This window comes from Hymenobacter sp. FMD4, assembly GCF_058932745.1.
This window is the reverse complement of the sequence record NZ_JBZYWH010000008.1, coordinates 89,728-102,692: the sequence shown is the minus strand read 5'-3', so window position 1 is coordinate 102,692 and position 12,965 is coordinate 89,728. Positions and strand designations below refer to the sequence as shown.

At 57.1% G+C, this 12,965-nt stretch carries 9 protein-coding genes; 3 read left to right on the top strand and 6 right to left on the bottom strand.

Annotated elements, in window-relative coordinates; genetic code table 11:
• The first annotated feature begins 113 nt into the window (after positions 1 to 113).
• Positions 114 to 1,463, top strand: coding sequence for a tRNA (N(6)-L-threonylcarbamoyladenosine(37)-C(2))-methylthiotransferase MtaB (gene mtaB, locus AC5FXY_RS10125; RefSeq protein ID WP_493556551.1), 1,350 nt, complete (start codon positions 114 to 116; stop codon positions 1,461 to 1,463).
• 86 nt (positions 1,464 to 1,549) lie between these two features.
• On the opposite strand, the gene AC5FXY_RS10120 is transcribed toward mtaB, so the two are convergent.
• Positions 1,550 to 2,236, bottom strand: coding sequence for a hypothetical protein (locus AC5FXY_RS10120; RefSeq protein ID WP_493556550.1), 687 nt, complete (start codon positions 2,234 to 2,236; stop codon positions 1,550 to 1,552).
• A gap of 903 nt (positions 2,237 to 3,139) precedes the next feature.
• Positions 3,140 to 4,387: an ABC transporter permease gene (locus AC5FXY_RS10115; protein WP_493556549.1), complete on the bottom strand. Its 1,248-nt coding sequence runs from the start codon at positions 4,385 to 4,387 to the stop codon at positions 3,140 to 3,142.
• Between the two features lie 312 nt (positions 4,388 to 4,699).
• Between AC5FXY_RS10115 and AC5FXY_RS10110 the strand changes: the two genes are divergently transcribed.
• On the top strand, positions 4,700 to 5,974 hold the full coding sequence (locus AC5FXY_RS10110; RefSeq protein ID WP_493556548.1) for an asparagine synthetase B: 1,275 nt from the start codon (positions 4,700 to 4,702) through the stop codon (positions 5,972 to 5,974).
• A 188-nt stretch (positions 5,975 to 6,162) separates the two neighbouring features.
• Complete coding sequence (locus AC5FXY_RS10105; RefSeq protein ID WP_493556547.1) at positions 6,163 to 8,076, top strand: glycoside hydrolase family 2 protein; 1,914 nt, start codon at positions 6,163 to 6,165, stop codon at positions 8,074 to 8,076.
• Between the two features lie 13 nt (positions 8,077 to 8,089).
• On the opposite strand, the gene AC5FXY_RS10100 is transcribed toward AC5FXY_RS10105, so the two are convergent.
• The 4 genes from AC5FXY_RS10100 to lpxK form a co-directional block, all read right to left on the bottom strand.
• Positions 8,090 to 9,163, bottom strand: a complete 1,074-nt coding sequence (locus AC5FXY_RS10100) for a hypothetical protein (RefSeq protein ID WP_493556546.1) — start codon at positions 9,161 to 9,163, stop codon at positions 8,090 to 8,092.
• 25 nt (positions 9,164 to 9,188) lie between these two features.
• Positions 9,189 to 9,830: a MiaE family protein gene (locus AC5FXY_RS10095; RefSeq protein ID WP_493556545.1), complete on the bottom strand. Its 642-nt coding sequence runs from the start codon at positions 9,828 to 9,830 to the stop codon at positions 9,189 to 9,191.
• 80 nt (positions 9,831 to 9,910) lie between these two features.
• The gene (locus tag AC5FXY_RS10090; RefSeq protein WP_493556544.1) at positions 9,911 to 11,839 is read right to left on the bottom strand and encodes a putative porin; all 1,929 of its coding nucleotides are present in this window, start codon (positions 11,837 to 11,839) and stop codon (positions 9,911 to 9,913) included.
• Positions 11,832 to 12,905 (bottom strand): tetraacyldisaccharide 4'-kinase, encoded by a 1,074-nt coding sequence (gene lpxK / locus AC5FXY_RS10085; RefSeq protein WP_493556543.1) that lies wholly within the window; start codon positions 12,903 to 12,905, stop codon positions 11,832 to 11,834. The genes AC5FXY_RS10090 and lpxK overlap by 8 nt, the downstream gene beginning before the upstream one ends.
• Positions 12,906 to 12,965: the final 60 nt, after the last annotated feature.

Below are 12,965 nucleotides of genomic sequence, written 5' to 3'. Positions count from 1 at the left end.
CGGTTATATTCCTACGCGCTGCACATTTCCAACCGTGCTTTTGTCTGTAGCACTGCACCAGCGTGAAGTTTCGGAACCACTACCCAGCCCCGCGTTGTATCTTTGCCGATCCTATGAACACGCGCACCGTTGCCTTCTATACGCTGGGCTGCAAGCTCAACTTCTCCGAAACCTCGGCCCTGGGCCGGCAGTTTGAGGAGCGCGGCTTTGAGAAAGTAGCCTTCGAGCAAGGGGCTGACATCTACGTCATCAACACCTGCTCCGTCACCGACCACGCCGACCGCAAGTGCCGGAAGGTGGTGCAACAGGCTCTGAAGCACAACCCGGAAGCTTACGTGACCATTGTGGGCTGTTATGCCCAGCTCAAGCCGAGGGAAATTGCTGAAATCCCCGGCGTGCATGCCGTGCTGGGAGCGGCCGAGAAGTTCCGCTTGGTGGAAATCCTCGACGAAGTGAAGTTCGAAAAACCCGGTGCCGGGCAGCCGGGTCAGGTATTTGCCTCGCCCATCTCGGAAGCCACGGAGTTTCACAACGCGCACTCCTTTGGCGACCGGACGCGTACGTTTATGAAAGTGCAGGATGGCTGCGACTACTCCTGTTCGTTTTGCACCATTCCCTTGGCCCGCGGCAACAGCCGCTCGGGCAGCGTGGCTAGCGTCGTAGAACGCGTGCAACAGCTCGCTGCCACCGGCGTAAAGGAAATCGTGCTGACCGGCGTAAACCTCGGCGACTTTGGACTGCAGGGCCCGGAACGGCAGCGCCTCGAAACGTTTACCGATTTGGTAAAAGCGCTTGATACCCTAGAAGGTATTGAGCGGTTCCGCATTAGCAGCTGCGAGCCCAACCTGCTCACCGACGACATTATCCGCACGGTGGCGCAGTCGAAGCGCTTCATGCCGCACTTTCACATCCCGCTGCAGTCAGGTTCCAACAAGATTCTGGGGCTGATGCGTCGCCGCTACCGCCGCGAGCTGTATCAGGAGCGCGTCGCGCTGATCAAGGAGGTAATGCCCCATGCCTGCATCGGCGTCGACGTAATCGTGGGCTTCCCGGGCGAAACGGAAGCAGACTTTTTAGACACGTACCAGTTCTTAAACGAGCTACCGATTTCTTACCTGCACGTCTTCCCATATTCGGAGCGCGAAAACACGCTAGCCCCCACCTTGCCCGGCCGGGTGCAGGACCGTGTACGGCACGAGCGCACCACCCAGCTCCGCAGCCTTTCCGAAAAGAAAAAGCGCTTTTTCTACGAGCAGCACGTGGGCTTGGAAACCGAAGTGCTATTCGAAGATGACCTCGGACCTGACGGACGCATCGAAGGCTTCACCCCGAACTATATCCGCGTAGCCGCCAAGTACGACCCGCTGCTGGTGGGCGAGTTGAAAAAGCTTCGCCTGATGGAGGTCAATGCCAACGGCCTGATGGAAGCCGAAGAACTCGGATTTGAAATTCTCAGCCATTAGCCATTACAACATCAAATGCCAGCGGGGCGCTCATTCACCGTGAATGAGCGCCCCGCTGGCATTTGATGTTGGTCAACAAAGGTCTCTTAGCGTGGCTGCCTAAGGATTTCAACCATTTGCTGCAGCATTTTTTGTTGCTCCAGCAAGTGCTGGTTGCGTAATTCGGCTAAGGCTAGCTGATGCTGCAATTGTTGCGCGTACAGCGCCGCCTCCCAGCCCTGAGGTGCGGCAGCCTGAGTCATAGGTGCAGTTGCCGGTGCGGATGGAGGAGTTGCCGACGTAGCCGCTTGAGGCGCTGGTTCTTGGGTAGGCTCAGGCTGCAAAACCGGTTGAGCAGGAGCAACCGGTTGAACAGTTGCAGCTTCCGGCGCGGTGCTAGGCTGTGCTGAAGGCGTAGCTATTGATGATGCAAGGCTTGCGTGGGTTTGCTCATCTAGCTGTATTTTGCCATTTGAGAACATATTGCCATTTCCTTGTATAAGCCAGTCTTTTGAAACTTCTGGGTAAACTTCAAAGACCTTACTCAAAAGGTCAAATCCAGGCTTATTCCGTTCTTCCACTATGTGTTGGATTACAGTCGCGGTCTTATCCAAAGAAAGCGCAAAGGCATTTTTTGACATACCTAGCGTTTGGATAAGCTGACTGAATCTTTGACCTACGGTTGCTGTTTTTACCACTTTACCAAATGGTTTATTTGCCAATTGATACAAATATACACCAAATGAGAAAAATAGCAATAAAATGTTGTTTGACTTCTCTCCTTGGCTTAGCAAACCATTCGGCGCGAGCTAGCTCGGTCATTGCGTTGCTGATTAAGCCTGCATCATAGCTTGGTGGCTACTGTCAGCCACAGGATCAGCAAACTGCATTCTACTTTACTCTAGGGTTATTGCTTGGAGTGCAAGGACACCTACTCTTTTAAGATGCCATCTGCTAATAAAGCTTTCCGTACGCTCCTAAAATCAAACTGCTAAAGCTGCTCGTACTCTTGGCGCTCTTAGTTCAGAAGCCAGAGGTACGGTGGCAATAGGCCGTAAGGCAGTCCAGTTGCGGTTGTCGAACTGAAGGTTGGTTAAACAAAGCAGTTCTTCCGCTTCGTTGAGAATAAGTACAGAAAATAGATACGGCTCCTCAGCAGACCAGATCAAACAGGACGTTGCGGAAGGCTCAAAAGTCTTAGTCAGTTACTGTCCTCACAGTCGAAATCCCCTTCTTGTTGCCCAACAATTGGAGTTTACGCAGTATGCACCGGCTGCAGTTCCACCAGTAGCGTGAAGATGAGCCCATCTCCTACTCTACTAAGTAATGCATAGTTGCTCGGCGGCAAAAGCCTTGCTCAACGATAAATTGCCGAACGTCTGGCTTACTGATGCAAGAGACTTGCGGCAACGGCAATGTCTTGACCGGTTGAACTGAGGCTTACAAAAAATACGTGTAGGTAAGTAAAGCGCGGCACGACCACTCCCATGCCGCGCCCTATACATATTGAGGCAAGCTAGAACACTAACTCCTAATGCTGGGCGAGCAGGTTTAGACGAAACTGAAAGTCCGTGTGGTACTGCTGAAATCAGCGGCTGAACAACCAGCTCAAATCCCAAAAAAGTCAGGCCGGACATGCGCAACGGCAAAAGCAGGTGACGAATTGCTTTGTCATCGGTGCGGCTATCCGCATCCCACTACTCGTAGCGCAACGACTCTATGGGGTCGAGCTTCGCGGCTTTGCTGGCCGGGTAATAGCCCGAAGCCAAGCCCACGGTAACGCAGATGAGCAAGCCCAGCATCATCCACAGCCACGGCACCAAGAAGGCGCCCTCGCCCACGAACAGCGACACTGCATTGCCCATGCTCACTCCCAATACAATGCCCAGTGCGCCACCCAGCACGCAAATAACAATGGCTTCAATAAGGAACTGCTGCCGGATTTGCCGCGCCGTTGCGCCCAGTGCCTTACGTATGCCAATTTCCCGGGTGCGCTCTGTCACCGACACCATCATGATATTCATGAGCGCGATGCTGGCCCCGAGCAGCGTAATGAAGCCCACCAGGAAGCCCCCGATTTTGAGGTTGCCCGATAGCGCATCCAACTTGCCAGCCAGGGAGTCGCTGCTTTCCATCTCGAAGCTATCCTCCAAGCCTAGCCGGTCGCGGCGCACGGCGCGCATGATGCCGCGGGCCTGGTCCATGGCGAAGGGCAGGTTTTCGGGCAGCAACACGGCCGTTTTGATGTCGTAAGTGAGGGCGCGCTGCCGGGGCATCTGGTTGCCTGTTTCGAGCGGGAGCAGCACCATGCGGTCGGCACCGCCGCCACCCATGCCGGAACCGCTACGCTCCAGCGTGCCCACCACCAAAAAGCGTCGACTGAGCATGTAGATGTACTGCCCTACTGCGGAGGCGTCGCTATTGCTGCCAAAAAGCTTTTCGCGCACTTCAGCCCCGATAATGGCCACGTTGGCGCCGTTATCCAATTCCAGCTGCGAAAAGGCACGACCCGCGGATAGGTTATAGCTCTGGTTGAGCAGGTAGTTTTCGTCGCCGGCCACTACCTGGGTATTGGGGTTTGTTTCCTTGCTGCCCGCCTTCACTTTGGCCGCGCCGGCAATAAACGCTGAAATCCCTACCCGACCTTCGTTGCCAAACTGATCCTTGTATTGCCGGGCCTGCAGGTAGCTGATGGCGGGGTACGTTTTGCCGCGCACGCCGCCGCGCCGGAAACGGTTGCTGTAGCCTTTGGCCTGAATATCAAATGAGTTGGCACCGAGGCTGGAGAAGGTTTCGTTCAGCGAGTACTTCATGGCATCGATAGCCGTGAGAATACCCACCAATGACATGATGCCGATGCTCACGATAAGCGCCGTCAGCACGGTGCGCAGCAGGTTGCTCTGAATGGAACGGAATGCTTCCCGAATGTTTTCAAACCAATGCATACCCCGCCGCGACAAAAAAAGTCTTAAAGTCCTTCTACCAAAGTTGATCAGGCCAACGCCCATGATCGGGTAGCCGAAAGGTAGGAGCTTTCGGGCAAAGGTGCAGGTTGTTTCGCTACATTTGTTTGGGACGTGGGACGTTAGCCAGATGCGGGTTGGTAAGGCAGAACTGTTGTTGGTCACTCGTCTATGCGGTCCTTATAACCACCTCAACAAGATTCAGCCACTGCCCCCTGGCGGAACGCACACCGGTCGGGCGCCGTTTCAGTGCAACGTGCCGGCTGCTTTCTTTCTCTTTAGCTTGTGATTACCATGCCTCATAAACGCCTGCTGGCCTTTGGGCTGCTGCTCCTTACCTACCTGCTCCCGCTAGCGGTGCGCGCCAGTCAGGTCATCATCCCGATGGATGAAGCCCAGAAAGAGCACCTGAAAGCGTACGGCGCCGCTTACTGGCTACTGACGAAGAACGTCGAAGTCGACTGGCTGCTGAACTACCGCGGCGGGGCGTTTGCCTTTCCGGCCATGCAAGGCGCTGAGCAAGAGCTAGCCGTGCGCGGCGTGAGCTATCAGGTCATCAGCGACGCGCAGTATAGCGCCATCCTCGCTCAGATAGCCGATGCCAACGCCAACATGGACATCATGAAGCTGGAGAAGGCGCCCAAGATTGCGGTGTACACGCCCAAAGGCAAGCAGCCCTGGGACGACGCTGTGACGCTGGTACTCACCTACTCTGAGATTCCCTACACCGAGATTTACGACGACGAAGTGCTTGACGGCAAGCTCACTAAATTCGACTGGCTGCACCTGCACCACGAGGATTTCACGGGCCAGTACGGCAAGTTCTTCGCCTCGTACCGCAACCGCCCGTGGTACCAGCAGCAGCAGCGCGATTCGGAAGCGGCGGCCAAGCGCCACGGTTTCAGCAAGGTGTCGCAGATGAAGGGTGCCGTTACCACCAGAATGCAGGAATTTGTGGCCGGTGGCGGCTTCCTGTTTGCCATGTGCTCGGCTACCGATACTTACGACATTGCCCTGGCTGGCCTTGGCGTGGACATGGTGGACGTGATGTACGACGGCGACGCCCCCGACCCCCAGGCGCAACAGAAGCTGAATTATAACCGCACGCTGGCTTTCAAGGACTTCTCCCTGGTACGCGACCCCTACCAGTACGAGTATTCCAACATCGACATGCAGCCTTACGAGCGAGGAGTGGGCGAAGACAACGATTACTTCCAGCTCTTTACTTTCTCGGCCAAGTATGACCCGGTGCCCACCATGCTCACCCAGTGCCACACCAAGACGGTGAAAGGCTTTATGGGTCAGACTACAGCTTTCCGTAAAAGCCTGATTAAGCCTGATGTGCTAATCATGGGCGAAAACAAAACTTCTGGCGAAGCCCGCTACATCCACGGTGAGCTGGGCAAAGGCACCTGGACGTTTTATGGCGGCCACGACCCGGAGGATTATCAGCATCTGGTGGAGGAAGAGCCTACTGATTTGGTATTGCACCCCAATTCGCCGGGTTACCGCCTGATTTTAAATAACATACTGTTTCCTGCGGCGAAGAAAAAGAAGCAGAAAACCTAAACCAGGAATCCATTTACTGGAGCGCCCGCGCCTCGCTGCCCGATTGTAGGCAGCGGGGCGCGGGCTTTTTGTGTCGCCCTGATTCAGCAAAAAGTAGGCGCTTTCGTAAACCCCACCCGCTGTCTGCTTGTAAAATCCGTAAGACAGCAATTGTTGAGTTGCCACCAGTCTTCACCTTACCTGCCAGCATGGACACCGAACACGTCAATTATGCCCTTTCCGTCAGCGAGGACGAGAAACATACTACTGAGGAGGCCGTCAACCCGCTCCCACGGGCCGTGTTGCGGCTAAATACCCACTTGCTGCTCGATGGGCAGTGGCGTTTTGCCCTTGACACGGAGGACTCCGGCCTGCGCGAGGCGTGGTACCTGGGCTTTGACTACGAGCACACGGCTGACTGGCCAGGCTCAATTGAAGACCATATGGCCCAAGCCAAAGGCCACACCGTACCCTCGCGCTGGCATGATAAAGTGGTGGCGTGGTATGAACGAGAATTCACGCTGCCCGCGTGCGACGCGCCGGAGGGCCGCTCTATGTTTCAGCTCACCTTCGGGGCATGTGGCTACGAGACGCGCGTGTGGCTCAACGGCCGCCCGCTCAGCACCATCGAAGGCGATAATGTTCACTACGGCGAGTATACATCCTTTTCTTTTGAGCTAAACCCCGAGCACCTACGGCCCGTCAACCGCCTGACGGTGCGCATTGCCGATACGATGGAGGGCGATGCGCCGCGCGGCAAGCAGGAGTCGCACGTGTATAAGCGCGGCGGCATTTGGTACCAGACCTACACGGGCGCCGTGCGCAGCGTGTGGCTTGAAGTGGTGGAGCGCAACCGCCTCCGCTCCCGCGTGGGGGTGGGCAGCAGCGTGGAAGACCAGCTCGTGCGCTTCACCTTTACTACCCGCATCCACGACCCCGGCCACTACACCCTGCGCGTGAAAGTGTACGAGCGTAACGGACTCAATGCACCCTTGCTGGCCACTTCCGACTTTCCCTTGCGGCTAGAAACAGGCGAGAAACGGCAGCGCGTGGTGGTGCCCCTACCAGATGCGCAGGCATGGTCGCCGGAATCGCCCAAACTATATCGGCTGGTAGCCCAGCTAATAGATTCCGACGGCTACGAAGCTCAGATAGAATCACACTTTGGCCTGCGCCACATTGAAGCCCGCGGCAAGCGCATCTACCTGAACAGGGAACCAATTTATCTCGATGGCATTCTGTACCAGCCCGGTACGGCCACCTACGAGGAAACCCAACGGCACATGCACGCCATGAAGGAGTTGGGGTGCAACCTAGTGCGGGTGCATATCGCCGGCGTAGACCCGCGCATTTACAACCTGGCCGATGAGTTGGGTCTGCTGCTGTGGGTGGAAGTACCCAGCCCACACATCTCCACTCCGCGCAGCCGCGAAAACCACCGAGCCGAGCTCTTGCGCATGCTGGCCTTGATGGAAACTCACCCTTCGGTGATTATCTGGAGCTTGTACAACGAAGATTGGGGCGCGCAAGACATTGCCACCAACCCCGATACCCGGCGCTATATCGTTGACACTTACCACTACATGCACACGGAGTATCCGCACTTCTTAGTGATAGACAACGACGGCTGGCACCACATTTCCTACGAAGGGCGCTTGAAGTCCGATATGCTCACGGCCCACTTATACACGCCGGAGCTGGACCAATGGCGCTCCATGCTGGATCGGCTGGTGGAGGGTGAGCTGATTGGGGTGGCGGCGCACCCGCTCGTGGTCGGCGACCCATTCTTCTACCGTGGCCAAGTGCCGTTGTTGGTCAGTGAATGGGGCGGCTTTGGCTTTTCTGATTACGGGGGACCGGAAGACTCCGCCGCCCGCACCGAGCGCATTCGCGCCTTCAAGCAGGAGTTGCGCAAGCGCCCTATTGCTGGCGACGTGTACACCCAGGCCACCAACATCGAAGACGAACGCAATGGCTTGATCGACCCACACACGGGCGAGCTATCGGTCCCAGCCGACCTGCTGAACTCGCGCAATGACAACCCTTACGCGCAGCCCGCGCCGGATACACGCCTGCTCGATGAAAATCCACCCACGATAGATACGCCCCGCAGCGGCGTCTGACCGAGTCTGCGTTCTAACGCTTCATGCGCAGCGTAGCGGCCGTTTTTTTCAAGGCCGGCATCAGGTCGGGCTCCGACGCCGGAGTTTTGACCGGTGCTTTCGCCGGCACTGACTTGGCTCCTTTGGCCACGGGCGGTGCCGGCGTTGAAGCCTTGGGCAGGGGCGGAAACGTGAGGCCGTCAAAAAGCAAGGTGGCTTCGTCATCGGTTCGGATGATCTGGTACCACGCATTACGGCGTCCTTGTAGCGTACTCGTGGCGCTGACTTCGTACGAAAAGGCATTGGCGACTTGCAGTTGACGTTCCTCCGTCTTCAGCACAGCACCGGGGGTGGTTCGGTCTTGGGCAATCAGTAACAGCCGTTGGCGCATGTCGGGAAAAGGCGTGGGCCGCAACACCTGCACTGTAAACCGGGTAGCCAGCGGATCGAGCGTGGCCGACGCCTGGTTCGCCAGGCCGAAGGTGTAGCGTTTGCCGTCGTCGCTGACTTCGTGCAGCTTAAAGGGTGTGCCGCTCAGGTCGATAAAGAACGGCGCCAGCTCCAGGGGCGGCACCTTGCCGCGGGCATCGTACCAGCCGGTGAGCAGCATCTGACGCAGTTCAGCCTCAGATTGGGTATCGTTGTCCTGATACAGGCCAAACACGAGTGTGATAAAGGCCGAGTCACCAAAGGCCAGCACCATAAGGCTCTTGCCGGGCTCAATGCTTTCCCCCTCGCCGTACACGGCCGGGTAAGCGTTGAACATCAGCTCTTTCTGTACTTCTACCCGGGCACCTTTTTCGGCCAGGTACTGACGCACAATCAGGCTGCGCACTTTCATAAAATTGGCTTCCGGCACGCGCATCACTTCCAGCAATGCTCCGTTGGCCTTTACCAAGCCGTTGAGCGACTCTTCGGCCACGTAATCGGCGTGTTTGCGCACGTAGAACGTGGAACCCGGTACGCGCACGTGCCGAGCCGTGATGGAGGTTTTGATGGAATCAGGAAGCACCAAGCCAGCGGGTATTTCCTGCGCCGCTGCCGGCACACCCAAAACCAGCACCAACAAGCTCGTTAGTAGCCCAAAGAGGAAATCATTGCTGTTCATTGCCGCAGCAGCGGCGCGGACGAGCCTAATGCATTCGGTCATCCCGTACTGGTAAGTTGGTGACTATGTCGCCTTCAATTTTGAGCAGTTCCTGCAGGCGGGCGTCTACTTCCTGCGCATCGCAGTATTCCTTGGCCAGATCCACGTAGGCCACGAAATGCCCAGCTTCGGACACCATAAGCTCGTAGTAGAATTTGCTTAGCTCAGCGTCGGGAATGTGCTTCCAGAGCAGCTTAAACCGCTCGCAGGAGCGCGCCTCAATAAGCGCCGACACCAACAGCTGATCCATGAGCTGCCGCTCACGGGAACCACCGCGGCGCACGTGCTTCATCAGTTCCACCACGTACTCGTCGCGGCGCGGGCGGCCCAGCGGCAGGTTGCGCTTGCGCAGCTCCTGCAGCACCCGCTCGAAATGGCTCCACTCCTCGGCTACCAGTTCGGTTAGCTCGTCTACGAGCCGGTTTTTTTCGGGGTAGCTCACAATTAGCGAAATGCCCGTAGAGGCAGCTTTCTGCTCACAGTAAGCGTGGTCGACGAGGATGTCGCCAATATTTTTAGCTGCAATATCTACCCAGCGGGGGTCGGTATTGAGCTTGAGTTTAAGGATGGTTTTTTCGCGTTTCTGGGCTTCTTCAGCCGAGGGCAGAGCGAAGGAATGATCGGTCATGCGGCAAGAAAACGTAATCAAGTAATTGTTAAGACAAACTCAACTATCAAGCATCAAGCTAGTAGCTTACGCATTCATTTTTAGTCGAAGAAGTCCCACTTAAGGCCCACCTGAAAGCTACGCGGCGTGCCCGTGAAGTAAGGCGAAGCGAAGTGACCGTCACGGCCCAGTCCTTGGTTGACGTAAGCCATTTTGAGGAACACCGAAACGGTTTTGATGTCCGCCGTTACAAACACATCCACTATCGGAAAGCTGCGCGAGGTGAATTCGTTCTGCACGAAAAACTGCTGCGTGCTGGGCGAGAAACCGTAGGGCTGGAAGCGCGAGCGGAAAAAGGTCTCGACGCCTACCTGGCTGAACAAGGCCTTTTTAAACAGAAAGCCTTCGAAGTATAAGCGGGAGTTGGCCACGATGGGCGGAATACGCAGCCCTGGCCCGTCGCCGCCCTGGGTAAAGGTGGCCTCGTTGTCGGCCCGAAAAACGCCGTAGCGGAACTGGTGCCGTACCATACCGATGAGCAACTGCTTGTTGGCATCGTCGCCGCGGAGCTGTTGCGGCTCGGCGCGCTCGTTGTAGAACACGAGCTGGTTGATGTTTACTACCGTGGCCGACGCCAAAAAGCGCTGCTGCAGGCGGGCCCCGGACCTGCCCAGCGTTTGGTCCAGCGCCACCCGCAGCTGGTTGACCGTGGTGTTATTGAAGGCACTCGTGTTGTCCCAGTGGTAATGGTTGCCGGTGAAGCGCTGCTGGGTAAGGGTGGGTTCGTAAGAGGCATACAGTAGCTCGCCGGTAAGCGGGCCGAAGCGAACGGAACCGCGCAGCCAAGCCTCGTCGAAGAACTTATACTCGCCGGCAACCTGTACCCCAAATAGTTTGCGCCAGCGGAACGCCACATCGCCACCGGCAAAAAACTGCTGACGGTTCAAATCAAATTCGTGGGGAAGCCCTTCCCGAGCGCGCCCTGAACGAGACTGCAGCCATGCACCACGGTAGCGACCATACACGCGGTACTCCAGAAAATCGGTTCGCCCGAGCAAGCCGAAAGTGTTTTCTATCTGCCGGTATACCGCGCTATCGTTGGTACGGGCCGAGTCCAGCCGCGCACGCGGATAAAACTGCAGGCGGTTGTTAAGAAACCGCAGCTGAGCATCGGTGTATTTGTTTTCCTGCTGACGCAAATCCAGCACCTGAAAGGCCGTAAGGCCGCGTCCCAGGAGTTGGTACGTTTGGGCCAAGTGGAAGCTGTTGCGCTTTTCTGCGTTGATGGCCTGCGTGAGCTGCACCTGTTCAGCCCGGTAGTCAAACAGTTGACTCAGCAAGCTGTCGTTGGGCCCGGGCAGGATTCCTCCCTGCTCGGCTACACTGTGCCGGGCGGTATAAAAGTTTGTCAGTAGGTAGTATCGGTCGTTTTTGGACTGATAGCGCCCGAAAATGAGCACACCGGAGTGCGCTACTTGCTGCTCCCGCGGATTTCGGGCCGCTAGTTGCTTGTTGGCCCCAAACCGCTCGTACGCCACGCCTACGTTGAACAGCTTCTTAATGCTGCGGCTGTACCCTCCTTCGAAAACCTGCTCCCCTTGCCCGCCCTGTACAAAGCGGAAGAAGGTGTACGGCGAGCGGGTGTCGTAATACGGAATGTTAGCTGGGTCGCGGAAGTACCGGTCAAACGCGTTACGGCCGAAGCGGGCCCCAATGCGCGTGTTGGTTTCCCATAACAGCCGACGCGAAGCAGTGCCTACGTTACCCAAGTCTTGTTGGAAGGTACTGTCGTAGTACCAATTGCGCGTGTTCTGAATGCCCGTTAAGGTGGTATCCAAAAAAGTGCCTTCGGTCAGATTGCGCAGCACCTTGGCCTCACGAACTACCAGCGTAGTTTTGGGACCATAAATAGCTTTGGTAGAGTCATCCACTACTTGGCCACGGCTCAGCAAAGGCAGCACGACCAGCAGGCAGAGCAGCAGAAAGCGGCTAGGCCGCAGCAAAAAGCAGAAAGCAGAAACGTCAGGCAACGGCACGGGGCGTAAGCTGGGGCGGCGCGAGCAAGGCTTGGAGGCGCTCAGCGCCATCGGCCAGGAAGCTCACACGAATGGGAACGTAGAATAACGGCAAAGTTGCCACGCTGGTACGTAGCGCCCGCTCGCGCAGGCGGGCCGCGTCTTTTTCAGTGGTAATAACGATTGCGCCTAGCGGCAGACCAGCCGCTACGGCGGCCAACTCACTCGGCGTAAATGCGTGATGATCCGCAAAGTTATGATGCTGCACCACGCGCCAGCCGCGCCGTCGCAGCTCTGCCAGCAGCGGTTCGGGTTGAGCAATTCCCGTTACCACAACTACTTCTTGGCCAGCCGTTGCCGGTACCGAGGTTACCAAGTCAGGCAGCACCGGTACTGGCTCGCCATAACGATAGGTAGAGAACAGCACGGGCACGCCGGGCCGCAGATAACGGCGCAACTGCCCGATGGCGGCTTCCTGTTCATAATCAGGCCAATCCGGCGGGCATTTGCTCACAATAACAACATCAGCGCGCCGTGCGCCGCCACGGCTTTCGCGCAGGCGGCCAGCCGGCAGTACATAATCTTCCCAAAACGGTCGCGCTTGTTCGGTGAGCAGAATGTTCAGCGTGGGCTGCACGCGACGGTGTTGAAAAGCGTCATCCAGCACCACTGCCGTAACAGCTGGCACCAGCTGGCTCAGCTGAGCGAGACCATGGCGGCGGTCCTCGTCCACGGCCACCGGCACTTGCTGCTCAAAACCATGAAAGTGCTGCCAGGGCTCGTCACCGATGCTGGCAGCCGTATCAGCAGTGGTGGCGAGGCGGAAGCCGCTGGTGCTACGGCCGTAACCGCGGCTCAGGATGGCCGGCTTATGGCCAGCTTCGCGAAGGTACTGCACCAGCCAAGCCACGTGCGGCGTTTTGCCGGTGCCACCCACCCGCAGGTTGCCCACGTTGATCAGCGGAACTGCAGCCCCGGTGCTCTCCCAGCGGCCCGAATCGTACAGCCAATTGCGCACGGCCGCCACGCTGGCGTACAACCAGCTCAGCGGCAAAAGCAAAAAGGTCAGCAAACGGGCCATGAAACGGAGGATACTTTGTCGGCAGCAAAAGCGACGGGCCGCAAAAATACGCGAAATGCC

Bases quoted from the DNA above. Each gene is read 5' to 3' on its own strand.
- mtaB (WP_493556551.1), top strand. From the start codon at position 114: ATGAACACGCGCACCGTTGCCTTCTATACGCTGGGCTGCAAGCTCAAC.
- AC5FXY_RS10115 (WP_493556549.1), bottom strand. From the start codon at position 4,387: ATGCATTGGTTTGAAAACATTCGGGAAGCATTCCGTTCCATTCAGAGC.
- AC5FXY_RS10110 (WP_493556548.1), top strand. From the start codon at position 4,700: ATGCCTCATAAACGCCTGCTGGCCTTTGGGCTGCTGCTCCTTACCTAC.
- AC5FXY_RS10105 (WP_493556547.1), top strand. From the start codon at position 6,163: ATGGACACCGAACACGTCAATTATGCCCTTTCCGTCAGCGAGGACGAG.
- AC5FXY_RS10100 (WP_493556546.1), bottom strand. From the start codon at position 9,163: ATGAACAGCAATGATTTCCTCTTTGGGCTACTAACGAGCTTGTTGGTG.
- AC5FXY_RS10095 (WP_493556545.1), bottom strand. From the start codon at position 9,830: ATGACCGATCATTCCTTCGCTCTGCCCTCGGCTGAAGAAGCCCAGAAA.
- lpxK (WP_493556543.1), bottom strand. From the start codon at position 12,905: ATGGCCCGTTTGCTGACCTTTTTGCTTTTGCCGCTGAGCTGGTTGTAC.